Here is a 25,671-nt window from a genome sequence, read left to right on the forward strand (position 1 = left end):
GCGCGGGGGCCCGCGGCGGTAGCGCGGTCGGCGTGCCGGGGCGCGTGCCCGGGGCGTCGCGGCACGACCGGGCGCGCACGGCGGCCGGTATCGAGGGAATTGTCGTGATGTGGCCGCGCCGACCGTTCGGCTTTCGCCGCGCGACGCCCGGTCGATCCGGGCCGCGGCAGGGGCGGCGGTCGGTGGTCCCTGGCGGCGGCGCCGTGATTCCGGCAAGCTGGACGACGGCGGGTGCCGGAGCGCGCACGGGACGTGTGTGCGGTGGCGCCCGCCGGGTGCGACGGCCGTCGCCGGATCAGCAGACCGGCGCGGCACGGCAAGTGACACAGCGTCGGGCACCGGGCGGGCCCGCGTCGGGTCCGGCGGTCGGGGCGCGGGAGGGACGTGCGCGTGAAGAAGCTGCTGTTGACGCTGGGGTTCAGCCTCGGCGGGATGGCGTTCTTCGTGGCGCTGCTACTGGTGGGCGTCTACAGCAGCGCCGCCGGGTTGCTCGGCGGTGGCGGTGGCGGGGGCAACGGCAGGCTCGAACAGAACTCCGTTCCCGACGAGTACGTGGATCTGGTCCAGACCTGGGGCAACCTCTGCCCGGAGCTCTCCCCGGCGCTGCTCGCCGCGCAGATACAGCAGGAGAGCGGGTGGAACGCGACCGCGCGCAGTCACGCCGACGCGCAGGGCATCGCGCAGTTCATCCCCGGCACCTGGGCGACGCACGGCATCGACGCCAACGGCGACGGGGTCGCCGACGTGTGGGACCCGGAGGACGCCATCCCGTCCTCCGCCAACTACAGCTGCTCGCTGGCGGCGCAGCTGCGCGGCGTCCCCGGTGACCCGGTGGACAACATGCTGGCCGGCTACAACGCCGGACCGTATGCCGTGATCCAGTACGGCGGCGTGCCGCCGTTCAACGAGACCCAGCACTACGTGGAGGTCATCCGGTCGGCCGAGGCGGGTTTCACCGCGCCCGCCGCGGAGGCGGAACCGGTGCGGTTGCCGCCGTCGCACGCCGCGGCCGCCGCCGTCCACTTCGCGCAGGAGCAGCTCGGCACCCCCTACCTGTGGGGCGGTGACGGCGGGCCGGAGGACGACGGACGCTTCGACTGCTCCGGACTGACCAAGGCGGCCTACGAGGAGGTCGGGATCGAGCTGCCGCGGGTGGCCAACGACCAGTGGCACGCGGGGCCCCACCCCGCCAGGGACGAACTCCTCCCGGGAGACCTGGTGTTCTTCGCGCATGACCTGAACGATTCGCGCTCGATCTACCACGTCGGCATCTACGTCGGCGGCGGCTATATGATCGACGCGCCGTACACCGGGGCGGTGATCCGTTTCGACCCCATCGACACCGCTGACTACTTCGGGGCGACCCGCCCTGTCGCAAGGTGACGGTACAGTGACGTTGAGTAGTGGCCGGATGGTGGGTGCCGTTCACCTCGGTGGTCCCGTCCCGTACCACCGGGTTCCGCGTCTCTCTTCGGTAACGCCTGAGCACCACCACCGTCGCGCCTGGAACGCGGGCACCGGCGGGGGGCGTTAGCTGGGCAGGTACGGGTCGTTCCGCTTCCGGGGGAGCGGGGCACGTACGACGATCGGCGCCCTCGGGCGCGCACGACGCTGAAAGGGTGAGCGCGGGTGGCCGAGCTGACCGACCCCGACGTGAGACTGCTCCGGATCTTCAACGACTGGGGCAACGGTCTGGACGGTTGGGCGGCGAGCGTCGTCACGTTCCTCGGCGAGTACGGCCTGGCGGCCGCCCTGGTGCTGATGGTGCCGCTGCTCTGGCTGATGGTCCGTCGGCGCCCCGACGCGCCCCAGGCGGTCGCGATGGTGGCCTGGGCCCCGCTCGCGGCGGCCGTCGCCTACGGCTTCAACCAGCCGATCAGCGCCCTGGTGGCCCGGCCGAGACCGTTCCTCGACCATGACGACATCGTCCCCATGCTGGAGGGCAAGGGCGGCTGGTCCTTCGTCTCGGACCACTCCTCCGCCGCGATGGCGATCGCGGTCGGGCTGCTGCTGGTGCATCGGAAGCTGGGCCTGGTCGCCGTGGCGATCGCCCTCTTCCAGGGGGTGCTGCGGCTCGCCCTCGGGGTGCACTACCCCAGTGACGTGGTCGGCGGTATCGCGCTGGCGACCGCGGTGACGCTGCTGCTGATGCCGCTCGCGGTCTGGGCGCTCACGCCGCTGCTGCGCTGGTGCGGCGAGACGAGAGGGCTGAGCTGGATCGCGCCCGGTCCGCAGTCGGTCGCCGACCGCGGCGAGGACTCGGCCGGGCCGCCGCGGCGCCGCCCGGTGGAGAAGGGGCTGGCCGCCTAGGTCGGACGCCGGATCGGCGAGGACGGATGCGACGGACCGGGGTGGTGGCCGAGAGGCCGGCCGCCCCGGTTCGGTGTTTCCGGACACCAGTGCCCGGTCTTAACCCGAACGGGTGAAATTCTGCGGAGGTCAGGGGCGGTGGCCCGCGCCGTGGAGGACGTGCGAGGCCGCCTCGTCCCTGGCGAGCGGTCGGGATCTGCGCGCCGGCCCGGACCACCCGCAGCTGCACCGGGGCGCCAGGAACGGGCCGCGCTCGATGAGATCTATCCGGTGATCCGGTAGAGCGCCGGTGGTGCGCTCGTCGTCTCGGTAGCCGTACACGTGTCCCACGGTACCCAGCACCCGGCCGTCGCGGGAGGTTCGGGCCCGTGACGGCCCGACCGGCGGCTTCGTTAAGCGGTCGATGAATCGCGAGCGGGCTGTTGGGGGTCGGCGGACCATGAGTGCGGAGCGGTACGGGGTACCGCGGGTCCGTCCGGCACCGTCGCCCGCCGGGCGACGGCTGCGGCGGGCGGCGGCTCTGCTGCTGGTCGGGGTGGTCGGGGCGGTGGGACTCACGGGCTGCGCGGGGGCGGATCCCGCGGCGGTGCCGGACGCGGCGCCCGGCGGCGCACCGCCCGGCGACGCGCTGAGCGTGATCCGGGCCGTCCCGGACGCCCTCGCCGCCGGGCCGGGCTCCCGGGTCGCCACCTCGCTCCAGCTCGCCTCCGGCGGCACCCGGATCACCATCCGCGGCGAGGGGGTCTTCGACCACGCGGCGGGCGTGGGGGAGCTGCGGGTCACGCTGCCGGAGACCCCGGGTGCGGCCCGGGCGGAGCCCGTCACCGAGGTCTTCGTGCCGGGTCTGCTGTACATGCGCAACCGCGGCGCGGGGGTGCCCGCCGACAAGTGGGTGCGGGTGGAGATCGACTCGCTGCCCGACGGCAATCTCGTGACCGGCGGCGCCACCGACCCCGTGACCGCGGCCGAGCTGCTGCGGGGCGTCCAGCGCGCCGAGTACCACGGCGAGGTGGAGCTGGAGGGCGAGACCACCCGGCTCTACAGCGGTGTCACCGACATCGCTGCCGCCTCCCGCGCGGCCGGGGACGAGTCGCGCCGCCGGCAGCTGGCGGTCGCGGTCGGCGCCTTCACCGTCGGGGCGGTGCCCTTCGAGGTCTACCTCGACGAGCGCGGCACGCCCCGGCGGGTGCGCCACGAGTTCAGCTTCGACGCCGACGGTGGCACCGGGCCGGTCGAGGTGGTCTCCGTGACGGAGCTCCACGACTTCGGGGCGGTGGTGGCGGTGCGGCTGCCGGAGGAGCGCGACATCTGGACGGGCGCGGTGGTCGCCGACCCGGCGGGCCCCGCCCGGAGCGGGTGACCGGGTGACCGGGTGAGCGGGTGACCGGGTGTCGGGGCGGGAGCCGGGCCCGGCCCTCACGCACCCACTCAGGTGCGCAGCAGCCGGGCGATGGCGGCGGTCGCCTCGGCGACCTTCGCGTCCGCCTCCGGCCCGCCCTCCCGGGCCGCCTGGGCGACGCAGTGCCGCAGGTGCTCCTCCAGCAGTTGCAGCGCGAACGACTGCAGGGCCTTGGTGGAGGCGGAGACCTGGGTGAGTATGTCTATGCAGTAGACGTCCTGCTCGACCATCCGCTGCAGCCCGCGGACCTGTCCCTCGATGCGGCGCAGCCGCTTGAGGTGCGCGTCCTTGTTCTTGCTGTAGCCGTGGCCGGAGTGGGGAGCGCTGCCATCGGCGTGCTCCCCGCCGCAGCCGGACTCGTCGCTCTCCGTGCCGTCGCCCGCCGCGTGGGACGCGGCCTCAGCGGGAAGCGGGTGGTGTCCGTCGTCGCCGGCCACCGGGGAGGCCTCCGGGGCGGTCGGCCCCGGGTCGTCCGCGGGCGTCTCTCGGGCGATGGTCATCACGTTCCTCCACGGCATTTCCAGCCATACCCCATCTGGGTATCAGCCTATCGAATCGCCTTCCGGTGCCCCGCCCGGCTGCATGTCCCTGGGCGGCGGGAGCGGCGGGACGGCCTTAACGTTGCTCGCGAGATGACTGTTCACCCGCCGGGCCCGCGCCGGACACTCACGGACCGTGCTCCCGTCACTGCCGGGGGCGATCGGACGGGGAGCGCTCACCAGGGCGCCGCACCCGGTTCACCTTCCGTTCATCTGCCTCGGTCGGCCGATTCACTTCCCCTCCCTACGTTCGAGAGGTGCGGCCGAGTCCGCCCTGTGCCCGGACGCCGATGGGAAGGAACCGAACGACCGTGAAGCTGCCCAGCGCTCCGCGCCGACGTGCACTCGGCCTGGGTGCGGCCACCGCCGCCGGGGTCCTCCTCCTGACCAGCTGCGGGACCGACGACAACTCCGGTCTCCCCGGTGCCGTGGACTTCACCTCCGACACCGTGGAGTGCGGCCCCGAGGGCACCGCCCTCGCCTCCGGGTCCACCGCGCAGGCGAACGCGATGGAGGTCTGGGTGAACATGTACCAGACCAACTGCGAGAACAGTCAGGTGAACTACAAGGCGACCGGCTCGGGCGCGGGTATCCAGGAGTTCCTCCAGGGCACCACCGCCTTCGGCGGCTCGGACTCGCTGCTCACCGACGCGGAGATCGAGGAGTCGGAGCGGGTGTGCCGCGACGGCGGTCGCGCCATCCACCTGCCCATGGTGGCCGGGCCCGTCTCCGTCGGCTACAACGTCCCCGGCGTCGACGACCTGGTGCTGGACGCCGACGCGCTCGCCGGGATCTTCGACTCGCGCATCACCCGCTGGGACGACCCGCGGATCCAGGAGCTGAACCCCGACACCGAGCTGCCGGACCTGGCGATCACGCCGTTCTCGCGCTCGGACGGCTCCGGCACCACCGACAACTTCACCTCGTACCTGCACGCCGCGGCCCCCGACGCCTGGCCGTACACGCCGGACAAGGTGTGGCGCGGCAAGGGCGGCCAGTCGGCCGACGGCTCCTCCGGCCTGGTCGGCATGGTCCAGCAGAACCCCGGCGCGATCAGCTACTTCGAGCTGTCCTACGCCTACCAGAACGGCATCGACTCCGTCGTCCTGGACACCGGGGCCACCGAGCCGGTCGCCGCGACCGTCGAGAACGCCTCCGCGGGCATCGCGGCCGGCCGCGTCGTCGGCGAGGACGGCGACCTGGCGATGGAGCTGGACTACACCACCAGTGAGGACGGCGCCTACCCGATCGTGCTCATCGCCTACGAGATCGTCTGCGACCGGGGCAACAACCCCGCGACCCTCGACCTCACCAAGGCGTTCCTCTCCTGGACGGCCGGCGAGGAGGGCCAGGAGGTCGTCACCGACATCCACTACGCCGCCATCCCCGAGGAAGTGATCACCCAGGTGCGCGACCGGATCCAGGAGATGTCCTGACCCGGCCGCCCCGGGCTCCCGGGCCGGCGCCGGCGGACTCCCCGACGGCCCGCGCCACCTGATCACCCGGAACCGATCCCGACCCCGAGCCACCGAGACGGAAAGACCTGCGAGATGCCTGCGATACAGACCGACTCCTCGCCGCCCGGCGGCCTGGAGCCCGCGCCGCGGCGGTCGTCCGCCGTGCGTCCGGGCGACCGGATCTTCAGCGGCCTGTCGAAGGGCGCCGGGATCACGCTGCTCGTGATCATGGCCGCCATCGCGGTCTTCCTGTCGATCAGGGCGGCCGTGGCCATCTCGGCCAACGAGGGCAACTTCCTCACCACCTTCGAGTGGGACGCCAACGCCAACCCGCCGTACTTCGGGATCGCGGTGCTGCTCTTCGGCACCGTGGTCAGCTCCGTGATCGCCATGGTGCTGGCCGTCCCGGTCGCGGTGGGCATCGCGCTGTTCATCTCCCACTACGCGCCGCGCCGTGTCGCCGGCACGCTCGGGTACGTGGTGGACCTGCTGGCCGCGGTGCCCAGCATCATCTACGGCCTGTGGGGCGCGCTGTTTCTCGTGCCGCAGATGACCGGGCTCTACGCCTGGCTCGACCAGTTCTTCGGCTGGACCGGGATCTTCGCCTACGACAACACCCCGGCGCGCTCGCTGATGACCGTGGGCATCCTGCTGGCGATCATGATCCTGCCGATCATCACCAGCGTCACCCGCGAGATCTTCAAGCAGACCCCGAAGGCCCACGAGGAGGCCGCCCTCGCGCTGGGCGCCACTCGCTGGGAGGTCATCCGGATGACGGTGCTGCCCTTCGGCCGCTCCGGCGTCATCAGCGCCTCGATGCTCGGCCTCGGCCGTGCGCTGGGCGAGACGATGGCGGTCGCCACCGTGCTCTCCCCGGCCTTCCTGATCAACATCAGCCTGCTGGAGTCGGGCGGCGGCACCTTCGCCCAGAACATCGCCAGCCAGTTCAAGGAAGCCGGCTCGATGGGCCGCGACGCCCTGATCGCCTCCGGCCTGGTGCTCTTCCTGCTCACCCTGCTGGTCAACGGCGCCGCCCGTCTGATCATCGCCCGTCGCAAGGAGTTCACCTCGTGAGCGACACCGTGAAGGACACCGTGCAGCGTGTCGACGGCCGGCCCGCCGGCTCCGGCGCCGCCGCGCCGCAGGACCCCGACGGGCGGACCGGCGCCACCGCGGTGCTGCGCGACACCACCCTCCAGCAGCCGCGGCTGCCCCGCTGGGCGCCGGCCGCGCTGGTGGCCGGGTCGCTGGGCGTCGGCATCCTGGTCGGGGTCCTCGGAAGCCTGGACTCCCGCATCCAGTGGGGCCTGATAGCTGCCGTCGTCTACCTCGCCGCCACCTTCGCCGTCACCACGGCGGTCGAGGGCCGGCGCCAGGCGGTCGACCGGTTCGCCGCCAGCCTGGTGTGGACCAGCTTCGTGGTGGCGATCCTGCCGTTGGCCTCGCTGCTGTGGGAGACCATCGCCCGCGGCATCCCCGGCGTCAGCTGGTACTTCCTGACCCACTCCATGAACGGTGTGCTCTCCTGGCAGGAGGGTGGCGGCATCTACCACGCCCTCCTGGGCACGGTGCAGCAGGTGCTGCTGGCCTCGGTCATCGCCATCCCGATCGGGCTGCTCACCGCCGTCTACCTGGTGGAGTACGGCCGCGGCCGGCTCGCCAAGGCGATCACGTTCTTCGTGGACGTCATGACCGGCATTCCGTCGATCGTCGCCGGCCTCTTCGTCCTCAGCATGTGGATCATGATGATGGGCTTCGGCTACTCCGGGTTCGCCGGCGCCCTGGCCCTCTCCATCCTGATGATGCCCATCGTGGTCCGCTCCACCGAGGAGATGCTGAAGCTCGTCCCCGGCGAACTGCGGGAGGCGTCGCTGGCGCTCGGCGTGCCGAAGTGGCGCACCATCCTCAAGGTCGTGCTGCCGACCGCGATCGGCGGTATCACCACCGGCGTCATGCTGGCCCTGGCCCGCATCGCGGGTGAGACCGCCCCGATCATCCTGCTGGTCTTCGGCAGCAACATGATCAACGCCAACCCGTTCGAGGGCGCCCAGTCCTCGCTGCCGCTCTTCGTCTACGAGCAGTGGGCGTTCGGTACCGAGGCCGCCTACGACCGCGCCTGGGCCGCGGCGCTGGTGCTGATCGCCTTCATCATGATCCTCAACCTGGTCGCCCGCGGCATCGCCCGCTGGAAGGCCCCGAAGACCGGCCGCTAGGCCATCGGAAGAAAGCGAGCGACGAACCCATGGCCAAGCGCATCGACGTCACCGGACTGACCGCCTTCTACGGCACCCACCGCGCCATCGAGGGCATCTCGATGCACGTCCAGCCCCAGTCGGTCACCGCCTTCATCGGCCCCTCCGGCTGCGGCAAGTCCACCTTCCTCCGCACCCTGAACCGGATGCACGAGGTGACCCCCGGCGGGCGTGTCGAGGGCCAGGTGATGCTGGACAACGAGGACCTCTACGGTCCCGGGGTGGACCCGGTGCAGGTCCGCCGCAACATCGGCATGGTCTTCCAGCGGCCCAACCCGTTCCCCACCATGTCCATCTACGACAACGTCGTCGCCGGGCTGAAGCTGAACGGCAAGTTCAGCCGCTCCGAGCTGGACGAGGTCGTCGAGAAGAACCTGCGCGGCGCCAACCTCTGGAACGAGGTCAAGGACCGGCTGCACAAGCCCGGCTCCGGGCTCTCCGGCGGTCAGCAGCAGCGGCTGTGCATCGCCCGCGCCACCGCCGTCGAACCGGACGTGCTGCTGATGGACGAGCCCTGCTCGGCGCTGGACCCGATCTCCACCCTCGCCATCGAGGACCTGATCAGCCAGCTGAAGTCCCGGTTCACCATCGTGATCGTCACCCACAACATGCAGCAGGCGGCCCGCGTCTCCGAGCGCACCGCCTTCTTCAACCTGGCCGCGGTCGGCCAGCCGGGGAAGCTGATCGAGATCGACACCACCGACAAGATCTTCTCCAACCCCTCCGTGCAGGCGACCGAGGACTACATCTCCGGCCGCTTCGGCTGAGCCGGACGGGGCGCGCGCACCACGACGACACCCGCCCGCAGCACCTTTCGCGCCCGTCACCGAGCGGCGCCCCCCCCGGGGCCCTCGGTGGCGGGCGCGGTGGTGTTCCGGCTGCGGTGTTCCGGCTGCGGTGTTCCGGCGGCGGGGTCGCCGGCCGCTGACGGAGCCGGCCGCGCGCAGGGGCGGGCCGCCCGGCCGAGGGCGGGGTCCGGCGGTCAGACCGGGAGCAGCACCGAGCCCACGAAGAACAGCGCCGCCGCCAGGGCCGCGACCGCCGGCAGCGTCAGCGACCAGCCGACGACGATGGTCCGCGCCACGGCCCACCGCGCCACCGTGCGGCGCCGCGTCGTGCCCGCCCCGACGATCGAGCCCGTCACCACGTGGGTCGTCGCCACCGGCGCCTGGAGCACGAAGGCGGAGGTGAACATGACCGCCGCCGCGGACGACTCCGCCGCGAAGCCGCGCGGCGCGTCGACCGCGAACACCCGCCGGCCCAGCCCCCGTACCACTCGCCATCCCCCGGCGTAGGTGCCGGCGGCCAGCATCAGCGCACACGCCGCCTGCACCCACAGCGGCACCCCGGAGCCCGGCTCCGCCCGGTCGGCGACGACCAGCGCCAGCACCACCACGCCCATCGTCTTCTGCGCGTCCTGCAACCCGTGACCCAGCGCCATCCCGGCCGTCGAGACCGTCTGCGCCGCCCGGAAGCCGCGCTGCGCCCGGTGCGGCTGGGCCCGCCGGAACGCCCACAGCAACCCGGTCATCAGCAGCCGGCCCACGACCAGGGCGACCAGCGGCGCCAGCACCAGCGGCAGCACCACCTTCAGCAGCACCCCGGCCCAGTGCACGGCGCCCGCCCCCGCGAGGACCGCGCCGACCAGCCCGCCGAACAGCGCCTGCGAGGACGAGGACGGCAACCGCAGGTACCAGGCGGCGGCGCTCCACAGCAGCGCGCCGCAGACCGCGGCGAACAGCATGAGCAGCCCCCGCCCGCCCTCGGGCGGCGTCACCAGGTCCTCGCTGACCACCCGGGCGATGGTGGTGCCGAGGAACGCCCCGGCCAGGTTCATCAGCGCCGCCAGCGTCACCGCGACCCTGGGGGTCAGCGCCCGTGCCGACACGGAGGTCGCGATCGCGTCCGCCGAGTCGCGGAAGCCGTTGACGCCGGTGTAGAACAGCGCGGCACTGACCACGACCACCAGGGCGAGCGTGTCCAAGGTGTCAGGACTCCTTGACCGCGATCGACTCCACGGTGTTGGCCACCCGCTCGAAGGCGTCGGCGGCCTCCTCCAGCACGTCCACGATCTGCTTGAGCTTCATGACCTCTATCGCGTCGTACGAGCCGTCGAAGAGGTGGGCCAGCAGCTTCCGGTGCACCCGGTCGGCCTGGTTCTCCAGCCGGTTGACCTCGATCCAGTACTCGGTGAGGTTCTCCATGGTCCGCAGCTGCGGCATGGCCTCGGCGGTCAGCTCCGCCGCCCGGCAGATGACCTCGATCTGCTGCTCCACGCCCGGGGGGAGTTCCTCGACCCGGTAGAGGACGACGAGGTCGACCGCCTCCTCCATGAAGTCCATGATGTCGTCCAGGCAGGACGCCAGCCGGTAGATGTCCTCGCGGTCGAACGGCGTCACGAACGTCGAGTTCAGCTCGTGGAAGATGGCGTGCGTGGTGTCGTCGCCCGCGTGCTCGGCGGCGCGCATGCGGTCGGCCAGCTCCGCGCGGCTCTCGCCGTCGGCGCCCAGGAGTTCCTGGAGGAGTTTGGAGCCGGAGAGGATGTTGTCCGCCGCGGTGGCGAAGAGATCGTAGAAGTTCGTCTCCCGCGGCGTCAGGCGAAAGCGCACTGGGCTGTCCTCTGCGGTTCATCGGAAGTTGTACCCGATGATGCTAAAGGCACATTCCGGCCACGGCTAACCCCCTGGGGTGTCCGGTCGGTCTCGCTTCGGTCTCCGCACCGCGGCATGCCCGGCCGGGGTGGCCGGGGAGCGTCCGCGCGCCGGGCGCGGTGCGCCCCCGGGGGCGGCGTGACGCGCACAACGGGCGGGCCCCCGAGAGCCCGACGTCACCGCCGGCGGATCGCCGACGGTGGCCGACAGGGGCTCAGCGGCCGCCGTTGTACGGCCCGTACGGGCCGTCGCTGCTGCTCCAGCCGCCGGGGCCGCCACGACCACCGCGGCCGCCGCGACTGACGCCCGCCACAGCGGGCCGCACGTCCACGATGTAGACGATCGAGGCGATCACGCCGATCAGGATCAGCAGCAGCATGGGGGCGAACAGCTGCACCGCGATGGAGATGCCGAGGATGATCAGCCAGAAGGGCTTGGTCTGCTTGTCCACGGCGCGGAACGCGTCCTCGCGCTGCAGCGCCGCGTGCACGAAGGCGAAGATGTTCATCACCAGCAGTGCGAGAAAGAACAGGCTGAGCAGCCAGTTGAACCCTGAGAGGAGCATCGTCTCCACCACCCTGTCGGTCGGTCGGCTGTCGGTCCCCACGCTACCGGCCGCGTCGTCGGACAGCACTCATCGGTGCTCGGGGCCGTCGGCGCGCCGGGTGGTCGCACGGTGGTGATCGTCTGCCCGGGTCGCGACCGGCTCACACGCTGCCGACCACCGGCTCTGCGGTGCCCCGGCCCGCGGGGGCGGGCCGGGGCGGGACGTCAGGAGCCCTGGGGGCCCTTGTCGGAGGAGCCGGCGTCGGGGCCGTCACCGGTGAGCGAGGACGCGTCGTCCGGCACCTCGGTGATGGTCACCTGCTCGACCCGCTCGACGACGACCTCTCGCTCGCCGTCCTCGGTCGCGTCGTGCTCCTTCTCCGTGCCGCGCGCCCAGTCCTCGACGGGGCCGCGACCGCGCTCGGCCAGCTCCGCGTAGGTCTCGCGGGCCTTGGAGGCGTACTCGCGGGCGGTCTCCGCTCCCTGCTCGGCCAGGGTCCGGCCGCGCTCGCGCAGCTTGGGCAGGTCGTTCTCGCGGAACGACTCCACCTTGCCGGGGGCCTCGGCCTTGATCTTGTCGAAGGCCGCCGGGAGGCCGCGCAGCTTCTCCGCCGCCAGGTCCACGGTGCCCGCGGCGAAGTGGACGGCGCTGGAGCTGCCGATGGTCTTGCGGAAGTCCTCGCTGTTGGGCATGTCGCTCCCTCTCATTTCTCGGTCCGGTCGTCCGTGCTCCGGGCGCGGCCGGGACTGTCGTCGTCCGTGCCGTCGTGCCCCGAGCCGGGTTGCTCGTTGGGGTCCTGCCGGGTGGTGTCGTCGTGCGCGGTCGCCGCGGTCGCCGCGGTGGGGCCGTCGGGTGACGGCTCCGGCCGCGGCGCGGTGGCGTCCGGTGCGGGGCCCGCTCCGCCGGTCGCCCGCCCCGCCGGGGCGGCGGCACGACGGAACGAGTGGTAGATCTCGACGAGGGCCTGCTTCTGCGCCTCGGTGAGGACCGGGTCGGCGTGCACCGCCTCGATCACGCCGGGGCCTTCGGTCCCCTGGTCCTCGCGCACCTCTTCGTCGAGGATGCCCGCCCGTACGTAGAGCGTCTCGGCGGAGATCTCCAGCCCTTTGGCGATCTGCTGGAGGATCTCGGCGCTGGGCTTGCGCAGCCCGCGTTCGATCTGGCTCAGGTAGGGGTTCGACACCCCGGCGGCGTCGGCGAGCTGCCGCAGCGACAGCCGCGCCTGCCGGCGCTGGTCGCGCAGGAACTCCCCGAGCCCGTGAACGTCGAACGGAACCATGCCCCCAGCGTGCCGCACCCTGCTAGCTATTGCAAGCGCATTGCTTGCAGGTGTGCCTGCGCCCGTTCCGTGACGGCCTACGAGCCTCGGCAGCTTCCCGCTTTCCCGCCTGGCCCCCGGCGGTGCGTCCGGGGCACGTGCCACCGCACGAACGATGTGGCCGGAAGCCGGGTCCGTGCTCCCGTGCGGTGCGTCGGCGCCGTGTCGGCCGGGGATCATGACGAGATGAGAAGCCCGTTCCGCCGCGCCGTCGTACCGTCTGCCGCAGCCGTGCTCCTGCTGGGCGGGTGCGCCCTGGGTGGCGGCACGCCCGAGGGCGATCCCGCCGAGTCTGCCCGGCCGACCACCACCGCGGGTCCTCCCGACTCGGCCGTGCGCCTCGCAGACCGCTACCGCGAGGCGACGGGAAACGAGGACGTGCACGGCATACAGCGCACCGACGGCCCTGCCGGTGCGCCGTTGCTGACGGTGTGGTCCCACCACACCGTCAGCAACGGCCCCGAGACGTTCGAGCGCCTGAAGACCTCCGTCACCGAATACCTGGCGCGCGAGGAGGGTGTGGATCTGAGTGAGGGGTACCTCTTGGACGTCTTCAAGCCGGACGGCGGCCTCAAGCACCGCTTCGACGCGCGCCCGTAGCAGGCGGACGGGCGCCGGAAGCGCGAGGCGCCCGGTCGGTGGTGCCGACCGGGCGCTCCGCCCGTGCTGACCTGCCGGGCGACGGGATGCCCCGTGCCCGCCCTCGCCGCGAGGGACCCGCACCCGGTGATGAGCCGTACACCGTGCTCGGTGACCTGTGCGCGGTGCGGAGCTGCGTCGTCATGGGAGAGTCGAACTCCCGCGTTGCTCCCCACGCGCCAGGAGTGGGCCGGAAGGTTGCCGACCCTCGGTCGGTGCGCGCTTCCCTGCGGCTACCTGCTCCCGCCACGGCGGCAGCACGGTGTCTCATGCCAGGAGTTCGACCTCCCAGTTGGTGCGCTGGATCAGCGTGTCGACGTCGCGGATGTCGCGGCGGGCGAGCGCGTCGGTCAGGGTGCCGCCGCCGGCGACCTCGGTCGCGGAGTTGGTGAGGTTGATCCGCCGGATCAGCGCCTCCAGCGAGTCGAGCTCCTGGTCGGCCTCGGCCAGCAGGGCGGCCGCGTCCTCGGACGGGGTCTCGCCCTCCTGGTGCCGCGCGTTGCTGATGATCCGCGCGCGCAGCTGCTGCACACGGCGCGACGCCTCCGACCGTTCGGCCAGCGCCTCGGCACGTCTCATGGCCGTCCCCCCTCTCTTTCCCGGACCGTCCCCCGCCCCTCGGGTGACGTCCCGTCGAACGTAGCAGGGTCACGCCGGCGTCCCGACTCCATATCGGTGGCCGTCCGAGGTGAGGCGGTACGTTGCGGCCGGGCCGTGGGTTCCCGTCCGCGGGGGCGCACGGGGGCGTTCCGTGGAGCGAGCCGCACCGGCTCGCCTCGGCGTCGGTACGCCGTGGTCGGCCGCGGCGGGGCCGCCGTGCCGAGACGGTGGGGTGGCGGCCGCGCGGGTGACCTGGGGCCTTGGCGGCGGGTCGTCCCCGCCCCGTCCGGCGGCGGCCGAGCGGCGGTGAATGTGTGCATGCTGTCGAATAAAGGTGCGGATATCGGCGAAACTCCGCATCGGTCGGACGCCGCCCGCCGTCCGTGGTCTGCTGTGCCCGACGAGCCTCACCGCACGGGTGCCGCACCGATCGCGGACCGGTGGCGCGGCCGTACCGGACGGCGCCGGTGCGCCGCCGTGACCTCCTGACGGAGCTGGAGCAGCCGATGTCCCTGCCGACCACCGACCCGCTCACCGCCGCCGTGGCGTCGTCCGTCGCGCCCCTGACGGCGCGGGCGGCCGAGCCCACCGAGGTCGGCGGCGTCGCCGGCTTCTTCGTGGACCTCATGGAGGCCATCGGCGGCCCCGGTGCCGGTATCGCCGTGGCGGCGGAGAACCTCTTCCCACCCCTGCCGAGCGAGCTCTTCCTGCCGCTGGCCGGCTTCACCGCCGGCCAGGGCGGGATGACGCTGGCGGAGGCGCTGATCTGGACGACGCTCGGGTCGCTGGTGGGCGCGGTGGCGCTCTACTGGATCGGCGCCGCCATCGGCCGGGACCGGCTCCGCGCCGTCGTCGCCCGGATGCCGCTGGTCAAGGTCGCCGACTTCGACCGCACCGAGCAGTGGTTCGCACGCCACGGCACCAAGGCGGTCTTCTTCGGCCGGATGATCCCCGTCTTCCGCAGCCTCATCTCGGTGCCCGCCGGCGTCGAACGCATGCCGATGCCCACCTTCGTGCTGCTCACCACGGCCGGCAGCGCGGTATGGAACACCGCCCTGGTACTGCTCGGCTACAGCCTCGGGGACAACTGGCACCGGGTGGAGGGGTACACCGGGGTGCTGGAGAAGCTGGTGCTCGGCGCGGTCGCCGTCGCCGTGCTCTGGTTCCTCGTGACCCGGCTGCGGCGCCGGCAGCGGAACCACGGCGAGGGGGAGGACGAACCGCGGGGGCGAGCCCGGCGCCGCGGCGCGCACGCCCGCCGCTGACGACGGCGCGGTCCTCGCCCGCCGCGGCGCCGTCTGTGATGATCAGCCGATGAGCGAGATCATCCTGATGTCCGATCCCCGGGTCGCCGCGATCGAGCTGCACGAGAACGGTGAACCGCTCGTGGACGCCCGTGTCGACGGCCCGGCGCTGCTGGTGGACGCCCGCGGGTCAGCCGACCACCCCGCTGTCGCGCATCTCCGCACCGGGGTGCTGGAGCGGCTGCTCGACGCCGCCTCGCGGCTGCCGGACGGGCTCCGCCTGGTGCTCGTCGAGGGTTACCGGTCGCCCGACCGCCAGCGGCGCGCCGTCGAGGGCCACCGGGAGCGGCTGCGCGCCGAGGGAGGGCAGCGGTCGGAGGAGGAGCTCGACGCGGCGGTCAGCCACTGTGCGGCACCTCCCGCGGTGGCCGGGCACCCCGCCGGTGCCGCCGCCGACCTCACCCTCTTCGACGTCGACGGCCGCGAGCTCGACATGGGCACCGCGGTGGGCGCGACGCCCGGGGAGAGCGACGGCGCCTGCTGCACGGACGCCCTGTCGATCACCCCGCGGGCGCGGGAGAACCGGCGGCTGATGGGGGACGTGCTGCGCGCTGCCGGCCTGGTCAACTACCCGGCCCAGTGGTGGCACTGGTCCTACGGGGACCGCTACTGGGCGCTGCAGACCGGCGCGCCGCACGCGGTGTACGGCCCGCACGAGCGCTGACCACGGCCGGGCCGGTGCACGCGGCCGTGCACGCTGCCGGCGGCGGCCGTTCGGCTGAGTTTCCCGCCGCGGCGCGCCGGGGGAGCGGCGCCCGGCCGTGGTGCGGGCGCTGCGCCGTTCGGGGCGGCGCCCGCCGCCTGCGGGGCGCGCCGCCCCGGGGCGTGTCCGCTCGCAGAGAACACCGGGCGGTACGAGCGGCGCGTCACACACGTTCTCCCTCCGGAACGGGGACTGCCGTGCTAACGTGGACGGCGTTGCGGTTGTGGTACCCATAAACTTTTGTGTGCGCCTGACGGTTAATGCCGCAGGCGCATTTGTTTTTCCCCGGGCTCTGCCCGGGTGGGGACATTGCAGCGACCGGGATCCGCGAGGTGCGGATCTTGCATTGCCCCGAACAAGAAGGAGAACGACATGGCCACCGGTACCGTGAAGTGGTTCAACGCGGAAAAGGGCTACGGCTTCATCCAGCAGGACGGCGGCGGCGCCGACGTCTTCGCCCACTACTCCAACATCGCCACTCAGGGCTTCCGCGAGCTCCACGAGGGCCAGAAGGTCACCTTCGACGTCACGCAGGGCCAGAAGGGCCCGCAGGCGGAGAACATCGTCCCGGCCTGATCAGCCCGGTCGAGGTACCTGCGTACCGGGGCCGGTCCCCGCACTTCGGTGCGGGGACCGGCCCCGGTCGTGTGCGGGGGCGGTCCCGGTGCGGGGCCGCCCCCGACGTCATTCCTCGGCGCCGAACAGGCGCAGCAGGTCGTCCTTGCCGAACATCCGGGCGGTGTCGACGGCGGAGGGTTGGCCCGCGCGGGGGTCCGCGCCGCCGGCCAGCAGCAGCCGCACCACCTCGTCCTCGCCCTTGAAGACGGCGCCCGCCAGCGGTGTCTGGCCGCGGTCGTTCGGGCGCCGCGGGTCGGCGCCGCGGTCCAGCAGCGCGCGGACGGTCGCGGCGTGGCCGTGGTACGCGGCGAGCATCACCAGGGTGTCGCCCTTGTCGTTGCTGAGGTTCGGCGGGACGCCGGAGTCCACGTAGGCGGCGACCGTGTCGGTGTCGCCGTTCCGCGCGAGCTGGAAGATCTTGGCGGCGAGTTGGAGCACCTCGGGGTCGTGGGCGGGCTCGTGGCTCTCGGGTAGCGGGCCGGTCATCGGGGCTCCTCCTCGGACGGGGCGCCGGGCCTCGGCAGGCCGTGCGGTCGGGACGTGCGCGGCGCGGGGCCGACGGTCGGGCGGGCGGTCTCCTCGGGTGCGGTCCGGCGGGCCGGCGCGTGCGGTGCGGGCCGGGCGGTGCGGGCCGGGCGGTGCAGGCCCGGGACACCGACGAGGCGCACGGGGCAAAGCCTACGTACTGCGGCGCGGCCCACCCGGGTCCGCCATGCCCTGCCCGTACGGGAATCGCACGTGGCCGGGGGTGCGGACCGGCACCGACGGGTGCCGGCGCCCCCGCGACGGGGGCGCCGGCGGCGGGTCAGCCCTTCCCGCTGTGCGCGGGAGTGAGGCCCCTGAGCGCCGCGTAGGCGTGTTCAACGCGCGTAGCTGTCGGGACACGCAGCAGTCCCAACGGTCCTGCTGCCCTCAGGAGGACGTCGTGCATCTGCGCCGCGCTGGTGGCGAGTTGGGCCGCCAGACGGTCGGGTGGTGCGCTGCGGACGGCGTCCGCGTTGCGGACGGTGTCGGTGAGCACCGACTGGACCCGCTTGTACCGCAGGTAGCGGGGCAGGTCGGCCTCCAGCCCCGCAGCGGCCCCGGGCAGCACGCTCTCCACCGCGGTGGCCCACCGGTGGACCACCGCGGCCTCCTGGGCGCGGGGGTACCGCATGAGGTGCAGGTGGGTGGCGAGGTCGTAGAGCGGGTCCCCGACCAGGGCCAGCTCCCAGTCGATCGTCCACAGGGCCCCGTCGGACGCGGAGACGATCAGGTTGTCGCGGTGGAGGTCGCCGTGGAGCAGGCAGAACGGCCGGCCGGTGAGGTGGCGCGCGGAGCGGCCCAGCGGGCCGTCGGGGGCGACGGCGTCGGGCCGGACCCCGAGCGCGGCGAACAGCCCCGGCAGCAGCGGCGCGTACCGGCGGTGCACCCGCACGCGGGTGAACCGCAGCAGTGACTGCAGGAACGAGGCGCTGTCGGTGGGCCTGGTGGCGGGCGGGCAGTTGTGCAGGGTGGCGAGATCGGCGGGCCCGAGGCCGGCGATATGGCCGAAGAGCTCCGTCACGTGGCCGACTTGGTTCGCCGTCAGCCAGCTACCGGGCGGGTGTGGTGCGGAGAGGGCGGTGCCCTCGATGTAGTCGTGCGTCTGCAGCCCGTTGGCTGTCCGGTGGGCCCGGGGGACCCGGGGGACGCCGCGGCGTTCGAGCTGCCGCAGCAGTCCGTCCTCGTCGAGGATGCAGCGGGGGTCGAACCGGGGCACGTGGTGCCGTGGTTCGCCGGTCTTCAGCCGGGCTCCGGGCGGGGTGTCTCCGCCGGGCGGGGCATGGTGAACCTGCCAACTGCGGTGGTGGCCGTCGAGGGTGACCGGCTCCGGCAGTCGAGGTGACGTCGGGGGCCCGCCGTGCGCCGGGGCAAACGGCGGGGCCGATGAGGGGTAGGGGAGCGCACTGCTGATGAACGTGGGTGCGCCGAGTTCGGGAAGCGGCTTGCGCATGGGGACACACTCCGGGACGGGGAGGTGCGCGGGCGGATGACGGCCCGGTGGACCGGCTCGAGGCGGTCCCACAGTGATTGTGGAGCCTGGGACACCGTCCGGGGCGTGGGGAGACCCGTGACGAGGGGGCGCGCGGCGGCGGCGGACCGGCGGGACGCCGGTGTGGGGCCGTCAGCCGGACGGTGCCCGGTCGGGTACGTTCACCCGAAGGAGTCATAGGACGGCAGAGAGTTCACCGTGCCCAGTACGTTCCCCAGCTGGGTGACGACATACTCGGCTCCTGCGGCGTGCAGTTGTTCGGCGCGCTGGCGGTCCGGGGCGAACCCCAGGAAGGCGACCCCCGCGGCGCGGGCGGCGGCGAGGTCGGTGGGGGTGTCCCCGATCATCAGGGCGCGTTCCGGGGCTGCGCCCGTGGAGCACAGTGCGCGGCGCAGCACGTCGGGGTGGGGTTTGAGCAGGGCCACGTCCCCGGCGCGGCCGTGGACGTGGTCGTGGAAGGCTCCGGCGAGGCCGCTGACGCCGAGGTAGGCGCTGACGGCGTGGGCGGAGTTGTTGCTCGCCACGGCGAGGCGGCGTCCTCGGCCACCCAGGGCGTGGACGAGCGCGGCGGCGCCGGCGGTGGGCCGCGCGGTCGCCGCCGCGTGGACCTCCTCGCGGGTCAGTTCCGCCTCCAGGAGTCGGGAGGCGGTCGAGCCGGGTCGGGAAGCGGCGGCGGCACGCAGTACCGCGTGGGGGTCGTCCGTCGCGGGGACGGGCAGCTGGTGCGCGTCGGCGAACGCCCGGAGGCGTTCGGCCACCGATGAGGCCGTGCGGACCGCGAACAACGAGCAGAGCGGCCCGTCGAAGTCGAAGGTCACACACTCGGTATGAGCGAAGAGTTTCCTCATCTAACCGAGTGTGACGGGCTCCGCTATCGTTGACCAGAGGGACTCGAACCACAGGCGTGACTCCGCGACGAAGGCCGCGTCCTGCTCGTCGCGGCTGTCCTTGTCGCGGGAGGCGCGGAAGATCTTCGAGCTCAGCCCGAGCACGTCGTAGATCTCCAGCTCCTCGTTCTCGAACTCCACCGTGCGGGTCACGACCTGGTAGTAGCCGGTCAGCGCCTCCAGATCGTTCAACAGGTAGAGCTTCTGCAGCGGGGTCACCTCGACGGTGCGGATCTCGACCTTGACCTCCTGCACCAGTCCCCGTTCGGCCAATGATCCGAGTTGGTGGCGCAAAGAGGCCGAAAAGGTACGGGTGATGCGCTGGAGGCGAGTGATCGGCCGCGGGTCGGCGGGGTCGGAGACCAGGCGCGGGAAGGCCGGGTGGATGCCGGGGCTGGGCAGCAGGACGCGCACGCTGATCGAGCGGGGGCGCAGCTCGCCGGCGGAGACCGCGATCAGTGGCGCGGCCAGTGCGGAGTTCAGGGTCTCGGTCGTCAGGGAGAACGCGTCGATGGAGACGTGCTCGGCCTGGAAGGCGAGCGCGATGCGGTCCGCGAGCTCGACGTCGGCGGAGCGCGGGGCGTCGGGCGCGGGGGCTGTGACCTGCGCCGGAGCCCCTCGGCCGCGGGACTCCAGGTAGCCCTCGCGCTCCAGTTGGGCCAGGGCGTGCCGTATCGCGGCGCGGGAGGCGCCGAACTGCTCCGCCAACTCCCGCTGGGTCGGTAGTCGGGAGGCCGGAGCGAACTCGCCCGACCGGATCCGGGCACGCAGTGCCTCGGCGATGTGGTCGGGGGACTGCTGGGCCGCCTGGCGGCCCGGTTCCTCGGCTGCCGGACGGCTCTCCTCGGTCACAGCGCTCACCATACAACTTTCGGACAGTTGTGGGGAGTTCGTACGAAGACGTTCTTCCCCGGCAGGGTTGGGGCATGAGAAAGGCATGGTTGGTCAACAACTTCGCCAACTCAGGGAAAGTTAGCCAGGGTTGGCTCCTCCACTGACACAGCGAGGAGTGGTCCCCATGATCGTCACATCGCTTCTGGTCGCCGCCCTGGCGGTGGCTGTCGAGCGCGTGGTCGAGGTCCAGCTCGGACTGCCCGGAATCGTCGGGATGTTACTGCTGCGCACCGGCATCACCACCAAGAGCGGTGCCTGCGTCATCGTCGGGTCGGTGCTGCTGTTCGCCCTGGTGATCTGGGGCTGACCGCCTCGGGCACCGCCCGGGCCCCGCACGGGGCGCGGACGGCGTCGGGCGGTGCCCCTCACGGCCCGGGGCCGCGACGACGACGGCGGCGACAACTGCCGCCGCCGCCGTCGCAGCCGCGTACGGCGCGGGGGGACGGACACCGGGAACGGACGCCGGCACGGACAGCGAACACCAGGCACGGCACAGCACGGCGCGGCGCGGACACGCAGGGGGGCGCCACCGACACGGTGGCGGCCCCCTGCCACGCGTCCCGCGCAGACGCCGTCGCTCAGAAGACGTCCGGTGTCCACGCCCGGCGCGGTTCGGCGAGCAGCAGGTCCGCCCGGTGCACCGCGCCCGGGGTCTCCTCCGCGAGCCGGCCCAGTGCCAGCAGTCGGCTCGCGGGCCGGTCGCCGAGGTACAGCGTTCCCAGCGCCGTGGTGTCCAGCGTGAGGTCGGCTCCCCGCCCGGTGGGCACGCAGTCCGCGCCGTCCGGTCCCGCCGTCAGCAGGAAGCGGCCCCCGGCGAGACCGAGGGGGTCGGTGACCTCCAGCACCAGCTCACCCTCCACCGCGTAGCCGCGCGAGCGGAGCATCGCCGGGACGTCGAGCGGCCTGATCCACAGGAAGTCGTTGGCCTCGGTCACCCGGGCGGCGCGCGGATTGGGCAGCAGGTCCGGCAGGAGCGCGTCGGGCGGCAGCCGGTCGGCCCGGACGCGGCGCACCCAGTCCATCGACAGCACCGCGCTCCACAGGGCGCGCTCGGCGGTGGGGGTGGTCGCCACCAGCCAGTCGACGGTGGCCGTGCCGTCGGGCACTCCCCGGTCCCAGTGCCGGTCCGTGGTGAACGCCGCCATCCCCTGGACCGTGCCCTCGGCGTCGCGGAACAGGACGTGCCACGGCTCCCGCCACTCCGGGCCGCGGGCGATCTCGCCGGTGGCCACCCCCCACCACCGGGCCGGGCGGCTCACCGCGCCGGGGTGGAGCAGGCGGAACCGCTCGAACAGTTCCGGGCCCGCCGAGCGCACCACGGAGCCGTCCACGTGGAAGTCGACCACGCCCTCCGCCTCCGGCAGCGTCCAGGTCGCCGGCAACCCCGCCTCGGAGCCCTCGACGGTGTAGGCGGCGGAGACGGTCGCGGGGCCGTAGCCGAACCGGCCGTAGATGCCGTGCTCGGCGGCGATGAGGGTGGAGAGCATCTCGCCGCCCTCCTTCGCCTCGGCGAGGTCGGCCGTCATCATCCGGGTCAGCAGCCCGCGGCGGCGGTGCCCGGGCGACACCGTCACGCCGGTCACGGCGTGTGCCGGAACGTCGGTGCCGCCGGGGACGGTCAGCCGCTGGTCGAAGCTCCGGTACGTCGCCACGCACCGGTCACCGGCGAACGCGCCCCGCAGCCGACCCCGGTCCGACCGCGCCAGCCATTCGGCGACCTCCTTCTCGGGCATCCGCGGCGCGCGGAGGAAGCCGCGCGTGACGGCGTGCAGCCATTCCTCGGTGTCGAAGCTGCCGTCGGTCGATGAGCGAAGCTGCAGGTCCATGCCGCGACCCTAGGGACCTCCCGGCGCGCCCGCCACGCATTTCACGGGCGCGCGGGCGTCACAGCGCGGCGCGGACCTCGCCCACCGGGGAGCCACCGCCGAGCAGCGGCGCCTCCCCGATCCGGGCCACCTCCGCCCCGTCCACCCCCAGCCGCCGCAGCAGCGCCGCCAGCACCGGCCCCCGGGCGCGCCCGGCGCCGTCCTCGATCTTGAATGCCAGCGCCCGGCCGTCGGCCAGCGCCACCGCCTGCACGCCCTCCGCGCCGGCCTTCGCCAGCGCGCCCGGGACGCCGCGCATCAGCCAGGTGTCGGTCAGTCGGGTGCCGGCCACGTACTCGGGGTGGGCCCGCATGGCATCGGCGATGCGCCGCTCCACGCTGCCCTCCTCCGCCAGGACGTAGGAGCGGAACGCTCGGGCCAGCCCGGTCAGGGAGAACGCCAGCAGCGGCGCGCCGCAGCCGTCCGTTCCGGTGTGGGCCACCGGCTCGCCCGTCGCGCGCACGACCTCGTCGCGGATCAGCTCCTGGAGGGGGTGGGCGGGGTCCAGGTAGTCGGTCAGCGACCAGTCGTTGCGGACGCAGGCGGCGAGCATCGCGGTGTGCTTGCCGGAGCAGTTCATCGCGATGCGGGTGCGGCCGCGGCCCGCGGCGAGCTGCTCCTCCATCGCCGGGCGGTCCACCGGCAGGTCCGGCGGGCAGAGCAGGTCGTCCTCGGTCAGGCCGTGCTCGGCGAGCATCGTGGCCACCAGCTCCTGGTGGAACGGTTCGCCGGCGTGGCTCGCCGAGGCCAGCGCCAGCCGCTCCCCGGAGAGATCCAGCCCGGACCGCAGTGCCGCCGCTGCCTGCATCGGCTTGTTGCTGGACCTCGGGTAGCAGGGCGCCGCGACCTCGCCGAGGGAGAAGTCGATCGAACCGTCGGCGGCGAGGACCACCACCGAGCCGTGGTGCCGGCCCTCCACGAAGCCGGAGCGGACGACCTCGGCGAGGACGGGGGTTGTCTGGGACGTCATGGCGGCCTTCCCTGCGGGTGGTCGGGTGCGTGCGGGTGCCGCCGGCGGCGGGTTTCCGCCACGCGGCGGGACGGCCGTGGGGTCGCGCCGGCGCGCGGTGGCGCGCCGACCGTGTTCGAACGGCCGCTCGGACAGTACCCGGCCGGAGGGCCCGGCGGCCACGGTCGGCCACGGCCGCGGTCTCAGGCCAGCAGGTCCTCCACCTGCGCCTCGCCCTCCCGGTACCGCCGGGTGACCTCCGCGCCGCAGGCGTCCGCGGTCCGCTGGAGCGCCTGCCGCCGCCCCGAGACCTCCGCCTCGTAGCGGGCCAACCGGGCCAGGGCGCTGATGAGTTGGGCGTCGCTGAGCGAGGTCGGGTCCGAGAGGCCCACCTCGGCCAGCATGCCCTCGACCAGGAGCCGGTACTGCGACCCGGCGGGCGTGGCGATGGTGACGTGCCGGGCGGAGGAGCGGTGCCCCGCCGGGGCGTCGGCCAGGATGCGGGTCAGCTGCTCGACGAGGGGCCCTTCCGGCTCGCAGCGGCGGCGGCGTTCCGCGTCCAGGATGTCGATCCGCCCCTGGAGCAGCCGCCGCACGTAGCTGAGGTCGGACTCCTCCTGCTGGGCGTCGCGGCGCAGTGCGCGCAGCCCGGCCAGCGAGTGGCCGCGCAACTCGGCGACGGTGGCGGCGGTGAGCGCGCCGGTCGGCGGTCCGCCGGTGCCCGGCACGGCCGTCTCCGGGCAGGGGCCTGCCGGAGCGTCGGCCGACGAAAACCCGGGACTTGGTGTGATCATCAGGTTGTGTCCCCTTATCCCCATCTAGGATGGTGTGGCGCGGTACGTACCCCGTGGCACGCATCGTGTCACTGTGTACCCCAGGAATGGGGACGCCTCCACCCGTACGGCGGCATCCGATGTGCCGACCGGCCCCCACCCCGCCCGGGCACGCGCGGCGAGAGCCCGGGGCGCGGGCGCGGCGGGGCGCGGTCGGGGCGTGCGGCATCATGGGCCCCATGCGAGCGGTGGTGCAGCGCGTCGACGGGGCGAAGGTCGTCGTCGACGGCGAGACGGTGGGCGAGATCGACGGCGAGGGGCTCTGCGTCCTGGTCGGGGTGGGTCACGACGACACCCCCGAACAGGCGGCGAAACTCGCCCGCAAGCTCTGGGGGCTCCGCGTCCTCAGCGACGAACGCTCCTGCTCCGAGGCGGGCGCACCGCTGCTGGTCGTCTCCCAGTTCACGCTGCTCGGCGACGCCCGCAAGGGGCGCCGCCCCACCTGGCAGGCGGCCGCGCCGGGCGAGGTCGCCGAACCCCTCGTCGACGAGGTCTGCGCGCAGCTGCGCGCCCTCGGCGCCACCGTCGCCACCGGCCGGTTCGGCGCCGCGATGCGGGTGAGCCTGACCAACGACGGCCCGTTCACCGTCCTGCTCGACGTCTGACCGCACCCGCTCCTGCCGCCCCGCGCTCACGGCGCTCACAACGCCCGGGCGGCCGAGCGGACGGCTCAGGGCTCGACGACCGCTTCCTGCGCCGCGGCCGTGCCGCCCGCGGTCAACTGCGCGTCCACCGGGACGTTCCGCTTGACCAGCGCCAGCGCGATCGGCCCCAACTCGTGGTGGCGCGCCGAGGTGGTGACGAAGCCGAGCTGCCGCCCCTCGGGACCGTCCGAGGCGAGCCGCACCGGCGCGCCGTGCTCCGGGACGACGACCTCACTGCCGTCGAGGTGCAGGAAGACCAGCCGGCGGGGCGGCTTCCCCAGGTTGTGGACGCGCGCCACCGTCTCCTGCCCCCGGTAGCACCCCTTCTGCAGGTGCACCGCCTCGCCGATCCACCCCACCTCGTGCGGGATGGTCCGGTGGTCGGTCTCCCGCCCCAGCCGCGGCCGGTGGCCCTCCACCCGCAGCGCCTCGTGGGCCAGCACCCCGATGGCGGGCCCGTGGGCGGCGGCGAACTCCGGTAGCGACTCCCGCGGCAGGAACAGCTCACGGCCGTGCGGGGTCTCCCGGACCACCGTGCCCGCGGGGGAGTCGGTGATCGACCCCGCCGGCAGGTGGACCACCGCGAACTCCGCCGTGCGGTCGGTGATCTCCACCCGGTAGAAGAACACCATCGACTCCAGGTACGCGATGAACTCCGCCGCGCGCCCGGGCTCGGTGTGCATCCAGGTCGTCGTGCCGTCGTCCACCAGGTACACCGCGTGCTCGATGTGTCCCTTGGCGGAGAGGATCAGCGCCTCCGTCGCCCGCCCCGGCGGCAGCTCCGACACGTGCTGCGTCAGCAGCAGGTGGAGCCAGCTCAGCCGGTCGGAGCCGGTCACCGTCACCACGTCGCGGTGAGAGAGGTCGACGAGCCCCTCGCCTCGGGCGAGGGCGCGCTGCTCGCGGAACAGGTCGCCGTAGTGCGCGGCGACACCGGCGTCGGGCGCGTCGGCCGCCACGGCGCCGGGCAGGGACAGGAGCGGACTGGTGTAGGCCATGGGTCCCAGGTTATGCCCGCGCCGCGCGTACCCGACGGGCCGGTGCGCCGGGCCCCGCCGCCGGGCCCCGCGGCGCGGCGGTCCGGTCGCGGGTCTGCCGCGCGGGCCCGCCCCGGCGTACGCTCCGGTCAGCGCCGTTTCCCGCCGCGGCAGCATCCAGGTCGTCGTGCCGTCGTCCACCAGGTACACCGCGTGCTCGATGTGTCCCTTGGCGGAGAGGATCAGCGCCTCCGTCGCCCGCCCCGGCGGC

28 protein-coding genes are annotated in these 25,671 nt (G+C 73.4%); 13 read left to right on the plus strand and 15 right to left on the minus strand.

The window, feature by feature from the left end; translation table 11 throughout:
• The first annotated feature begins 432 nt into the window (after positions 1–432).
• The 3 genes from HCN52_RS08140 to HCN52_RS08150 all read left to right on the plus strand — a co-directional run bounded on the left by HCN52_RS08140 (position 433) and on the right by HCN52_RS08150 (position 3,670).
• On the plus strand, positions 433–1,383 hold the full coding sequence (locus HCN52_RS08140; RefSeq protein WP_168087720.1) for a C40 family peptidase: 951 nt from the start codon (positions 433–435) through the stop codon (positions 1,381–1,383).
• Between the two features lie 246 nt (positions 1,384–1,629).
• Positions 1,630–2,310: a phosphatase PAP2 family protein gene (locus tag HCN52_RS08145; protein ID WP_168087698.1), complete on the plus strand. Its 681-nt coding sequence runs from the start codon at positions 1,630–1,632 to the stop codon at positions 2,308–2,310.
• Positions 2,311–2,749: 439 nt separating this feature from the next.
• Complete coding sequence (locus HCN52_RS08150; RefSeq protein ID WP_168087699.1) at positions 2,750–3,670, plus strand: hypothetical protein; 921 nt, start codon at positions 2,750–2,752, stop codon at positions 3,668–3,670.
• 68 nt (positions 3,671–3,738) lie between these two features.
• On the opposite strand, the gene HCN52_RS08155 is transcribed toward HCN52_RS08150, so the two are convergent.
• On the minus strand, positions 3,739–4,209 hold the full coding sequence (locus HCN52_RS08155) for a metal-sensitive transcriptional regulator (RefSeq protein WP_168087700.1): 471 nt from the start codon (positions 4,207–4,209) through the stop codon (positions 3,739–3,741).
• Positions 4,210–4,559: 350 nt separating this feature from the next.
• Here HCN52_RS08155 and pstS point away from each other — a divergent pair, with 350 nt between their 5' ends.
• From pstS to pstB, 4 genes are all read left to right on the plus strand, one after another.
• The gene (pstS, locus tag HCN52_RS08160) at positions 4,560–5,684 is read left to right on the plus strand and encodes a phosphate ABC transporter substrate-binding protein PstS (RefSeq protein ID WP_376767104.1); all 1,125 of its coding nucleotides are present in this window, start codon (positions 4,560–4,562) and stop codon (positions 5,682–5,684) included.
• Positions 5,685–5,798: 114 nt separating this feature from the next.
• Positions 5,799–6,779, plus strand: coding sequence for a phosphate ABC transporter permease subunit PstC (pstC, locus tag HCN52_RS08165; RefSeq protein ID WP_168087702.1), 981 nt, complete (start codon positions 5,799–5,801; stop codon positions 6,777–6,779).
• Between the two features lie 101 nt (positions 6,780–6,880).
• Positions 6,881–7,918 carry a phosphate ABC transporter permease PstA gene (gene pstA, locus HCN52_RS08170; RefSeq protein ID WP_168087721.1) on the plus strand — a complete coding sequence of 346 codons (1,038 nt, stop codon included), beginning with the start codon at positions 6,881–6,883 and terminating at the stop codon, positions 7,916–7,918.
• A 29-nt stretch (positions 7,919–7,947) separates the two neighbouring features.
• Entirely contained in the window at positions 7,948–8,724 is a 777-nt protein-coding gene (gene pstB, locus HCN52_RS08175; protein ID WP_168087703.1) for a phosphate ABC transporter ATP-binding protein PstB, read from the plus strand.
• A 215-nt stretch (positions 8,725–8,939) separates the two neighbouring features.
• On the opposite strand, the gene HCN52_RS08180 is transcribed toward pstB, so the two are convergent.
• From HCN52_RS08180 to HCN52_RS08200, 5 genes are all read right to left on the minus strand, one after another.
• Positions 8,940–9,941: an inorganic phosphate transporter gene (locus HCN52_RS08180; RefSeq protein ID WP_168087704.1), complete on the minus strand. Its 1,002-nt coding sequence runs from the start codon at positions 9,939–9,941 to the stop codon at positions 8,940–8,942.
• Between the two features lie 4 nt (positions 9,942–9,945).
• On the minus strand, positions 9,946–10,566 hold the full coding sequence (locus HCN52_RS08185; RefSeq protein WP_168087705.1) for a DUF47 domain-containing protein: 621 nt from the start codon (positions 10,564–10,566) through the stop codon (positions 9,946–9,948).
• A 256-nt stretch (positions 10,567–10,822) separates the two neighbouring features.
• On the minus strand, positions 10,823–11,173 hold the full coding sequence (locus HCN52_RS08190; RefSeq protein WP_168087706.1) for a DUF2516 family protein: 351 nt from the start codon (positions 11,171–11,173) through the stop codon (positions 10,823–10,825).
• A gap of 206 nt (positions 11,174–11,379) precedes the next feature.
• The gene (locus tag HCN52_RS08195; protein WP_168087707.1) at positions 11,380–11,847 is read right to left on the minus strand and encodes a hypothetical protein; all 468 of its coding nucleotides are present in this window, start codon (positions 11,845–11,847) and stop codon (positions 11,380–11,382) included.
• Positions 11,848–11,858: 11 nt separating this feature from the next.
• On the minus strand, positions 11,859–12,434 hold the full coding sequence (locus HCN52_RS08200; protein ID WP_168087708.1) for a helix-turn-helix domain-containing protein: 576 nt from the start codon (positions 12,432–12,434) through the stop codon (positions 11,859–11,861).
• Positions 12,435–12,659: 225 nt separating this feature from the next.
• Between HCN52_RS08200 and HCN52_RS08205 the strand changes: the two genes are divergently transcribed.
• Positions 12,660–13,073, plus strand: coding sequence for a hypothetical protein (locus HCN52_RS08205; RefSeq protein ID WP_168087709.1), 414 nt, complete (start codon positions 12,660–12,662; stop codon positions 13,071–13,073).
• A 306-nt stretch (positions 13,074–13,379) separates the two neighbouring features.
• Here the strand turns inward: HCN52_RS08205 and HCN52_RS08210 are convergent, their stop codons facing one another.
• A complete protein-coding gene (locus tag HCN52_RS08210; protein ID WP_168087710.1) occupies positions 13,380–13,691 on the minus strand; it encodes a DIP1984 family protein in 312 nt (103 codons plus the stop codon).
• A gap of 527 nt (positions 13,692–14,218) precedes the next feature.
• Here HCN52_RS08210 and HCN52_RS08215 point away from each other — a divergent pair.
• The 3 genes from HCN52_RS08215 to HCN52_RS08225 all read left to right on the plus strand — a co-directional run bounded on the left by HCN52_RS08215 (position 14,219) and on the right by HCN52_RS08225 (position 16,295).
• Positions 14,219–14,977, plus strand: coding sequence for a DedA family protein (locus HCN52_RS08215; protein ID WP_168087722.1), 759 nt, complete (start codon positions 14,219–14,221; stop codon positions 14,975–14,977).
• 49 nt (positions 14,978–15,026) lie between these two features.
• Positions 15,027–15,680, plus strand: a complete 654-nt coding sequence (locus tag HCN52_RS08220; RefSeq protein WP_168087711.1) for a M15 family metallopeptidase — start codon at positions 15,027–15,029, stop codon at positions 15,678–15,680.
• 411 nt (positions 15,681–16,091) lie between these two features.
• The gene (locus HCN52_RS08225; RefSeq protein ID WP_167974927.1) at positions 16,092–16,295 is read left to right on the plus strand and encodes a cold-shock protein; all 204 of its coding nucleotides are present in this window, start codon (positions 16,092–16,094) and stop codon (positions 16,293–16,295) included.
• Positions 16,296–16,403: 108 nt separating this feature from the next.
• On the opposite strand, the gene HCN52_RS08230 is transcribed toward HCN52_RS08225, so the two are convergent.
• The 4 genes from HCN52_RS08230 to HCN52_RS08245 form a co-directional block, all read right to left on the minus strand.
• Entirely contained in the window at positions 16,404–16,823 is a 420-nt protein-coding gene (locus HCN52_RS08230; RefSeq protein WP_168087712.1) for an ankyrin repeat domain-containing protein, read from the minus strand.
• A gap of 319 nt (positions 16,824–17,142) precedes the next feature.
• On the minus strand, positions 17,143–18,312 hold the full coding sequence (locus tag HCN52_RS08235; RefSeq protein ID WP_168087713.1) for an aminoglycoside phosphotransferase family protein: 1,170 nt from the start codon (positions 18,310–18,312) through the stop codon (positions 17,143–17,145).
• Positions 18,313–18,512: 200 nt separating this feature from the next.
• The gene (locus HCN52_RS08240) at positions 18,513–19,199 is read right to left on the minus strand and encodes an HAD family hydrolase (protein ID WP_168087714.1); all 687 of its coding nucleotides are present in this window, start codon (positions 19,197–19,199) and stop codon (positions 18,513–18,515) included.
• Positions 19,200–20,090 carry a GntR family transcriptional regulator gene (locus HCN52_RS08245; RefSeq protein ID WP_312876600.1) on the minus strand — a complete coding sequence of 297 codons (891 nt, stop codon included), beginning with the start codon at positions 20,088–20,090 and terminating at the stop codon, positions 19,200–19,202.
• 166 nt (positions 20,091–20,256) lie between these two features.
• Between HCN52_RS08245 and HCN52_RS08250 the strand changes: the two genes are divergently transcribed.
• Complete coding sequence (locus tag HCN52_RS08250; RefSeq protein WP_167935547.1) at positions 20,257–20,439, plus strand: hypothetical protein; 183 nt, start codon at positions 20,257–20,259, stop codon at positions 20,437–20,439.
• 271 nt (positions 20,440–20,710) lie between these two features.
• On the opposite strand, the gene HCN52_RS08255 is transcribed toward HCN52_RS08250, so the two are convergent.
• The 3 genes from HCN52_RS08255 to HCN52_RS08265 form a co-directional block, all read right to left on the minus strand.
• Complete coding sequence (locus HCN52_RS08255) at positions 20,711–21,958, minus strand: GNAT family N-acetyltransferase (RefSeq protein ID WP_168087716.1); 1,248 nt, start codon at positions 21,956–21,958, stop codon at positions 20,711–20,713.
• Between the two features lie 58 nt (positions 21,959–22,016).
• The gene (locus tag HCN52_RS08260; RefSeq protein WP_168087717.1) at positions 22,017–22,967 is read right to left on the minus strand and encodes an asparaginase; all 951 of its coding nucleotides are present in this window, start codon (positions 22,965–22,967) and stop codon (positions 22,017–22,019) included.
• Between the two features lie 182 nt (positions 22,968–23,149).
• A complete protein-coding gene (locus HCN52_RS08265; RefSeq protein WP_312876601.1) occupies positions 23,150–23,674 on the minus strand; it encodes an RsiG family protein in 525 nt (174 codons plus the stop codon).
• A 284-nt stretch (positions 23,675–23,958) separates the two neighbouring features.
• Between HCN52_RS08265 and dtd the strand changes: the two genes are divergently transcribed.
• Positions 23,959–24,384 (plus strand): D-aminoacyl-tRNA deacylase, encoded by a 426-nt coding sequence (dtd, locus tag HCN52_RS08270; protein WP_168087719.1) that lies wholly within the window; start codon positions 23,959–23,961, stop codon positions 24,382–24,384.
• A 65-nt stretch (positions 24,385–24,449) separates the two neighbouring features.
• Here the strand turns inward: dtd and ygfZ are convergent, their stop codons facing one another.
• Complete coding sequence (gene ygfZ / locus HCN52_RS08275) at positions 24,450–25,421, minus strand: CAF17-like 4Fe-4S cluster assembly/insertion protein YgfZ (protein ID WP_168087723.1); 972 nt, start codon at positions 25,419–25,421, stop codon at positions 24,450–24,452.
• Positions 25,422–25,671: the final 250 nt, after the last annotated feature.

The organism is Streptomyces bohaiensis (assembly GCF_012033785.1).
Classification (GTDB): Bacteria; Actinomycetota; Actinomycetes; order Streptomycetales; family Streptomycetaceae; genus Streptomyces; species Streptomyces bohaiensis.

Excerpts from the sequence above, each read along its gene's own strand:
- ygfZ (WP_168087723.1), bottom strand. The coding sequence starts at position 25,421 with ATGGCCTACACCAGTCCGCTCCTGTCCCTGCCCGGCGCCGTGGCGGCC.
- pstB (WP_168087703.1), top strand. The coding sequence starts at position 7,948 with ATGGCCAAGCGCATCGACGTCACCGGACTGACCGCCTTCTACGGCACC.
- HCN52_RS08155 (WP_168087700.1), bottom strand. The coding sequence starts at position 4,209 with ATGACCATCGCCCGAGAGACGCCCGCGGACGACCCGGGGCCGACCGCC.
- HCN52_RS08255 (WP_168087716.1), bottom strand. The coding sequence starts at position 21,958 with ATGGACCTGCAGCTTCGCTCATCGACCGACGGCAGCTTCGACACCGAG.
- HCN52_RS08200 (WP_168087708.1), bottom strand. The coding sequence starts at position 12,434 with ATGGTTCCGTTCGACGTTCACGGGCTCGGGGAGTTCCTGCGCGACCAG.
- HCN52_RS08250 (WP_167935547.1), top strand. The coding sequence starts at position 20,257 with ATGATCGTCACATCGCTTCTGGTCGCCGCCCTGGCGGTGGCTGTCGAG.
- HCN52_RS08230 (WP_168087712.1), bottom strand. The coding sequence starts at position 16,823 with ATGACCGGCCCGCTACCCGAGAGCCACGAGCCCGCCCACGACCCCGAG.
- HCN52_RS08260 (WP_168087717.1), bottom strand. The coding sequence starts at position 22,967 with ATGACGTCCCAGACAACCCCCGTCCTCGCCGAGGTCGTCCGCTCCGGC.
- HCN52_RS08140 (WP_168087720.1), top strand. The coding sequence starts at position 433 with ATGGCGTTCTTCGTGGCGCTGCTACTGGTGGGCGTCTACAGCAGCGCC.
- HCN52_RS08235 (WP_168087713.1), bottom strand. The coding sequence starts at position 18,312 with ATGCGCAAGCCGCTTCCCGAACTCGGCGCACCCACGTTCATCAGCAGT.
- HCN52_RS08150 (WP_168087699.1), top strand. The coding sequence starts at position 2,750 with ATGAGTGCGGAGCGGTACGGGGTACCGCGGGTCCGTCCGGCACCGTCG.
- HCN52_RS08190 (WP_168087706.1), bottom strand. The coding sequence starts at position 11,173 with ATGCTCCTCTCAGGGTTCAACTGGCTGCTCAGCCTGTTCTTTCTCGCA.
- dtd (WP_168087719.1), top strand. The coding sequence starts at position 23,959 with ATGCGAGCGGTGGTGCAGCGCGTCGACGGGGCGAAGGTCGTCGTCGAC.
- HCN52_RS08215 (WP_168087722.1), top strand. The coding sequence starts at position 14,219 with ATGTCCCTGCCGACCACCGACCCGCTCACCGCCGCCGTGGCGTCGTCC.
- HCN52_RS08210 (WP_168087710.1), bottom strand. The coding sequence starts at position 13,691 with ATGAGACGTGCCGAGGCGCTGGCCGAACGGTCGGAGGCGTCGCGCCGT.
- HCN52_RS08205 (WP_168087709.1), top strand. The coding sequence starts at position 12,660 with ATGAGAAGCCCGTTCCGCCGCGCCGTCGTACCGTCTGCCGCAGCCGTG.
- HCN52_RS08220 (WP_168087711.1), top strand. The coding sequence starts at position 15,027 with ATGAGCGAGATCATCCTGATGTCCGATCCCCGGGTCGCCGCGATCGAG.
- HCN52_RS08225 (WP_167974927.1), top strand. The coding sequence starts at position 16,092 with ATGGCCACCGGTACCGTGAAGTGGTTCAACGCGGAAAAGGGCTACGGC.
- pstC (WP_168087702.1), top strand. The coding sequence starts at position 5,799 with ATGCCTGCGATACAGACCGACTCCTCGCCGCCCGGCGGCCTGGAGCCC.
- HCN52_RS08195 (WP_168087707.1), bottom strand. The coding sequence starts at position 11,847 with ATGCCCAACAGCGAGGACTTCCGCAAGACCATCGGCAGCTCCAGCGCC.
- HCN52_RS08240 (WP_168087714.1), bottom strand. The coding sequence starts at position 19,199 with ATGAGGAAACTCTTCGCTCATACCGAGTGTGTGACCTTCGACTTCGAC.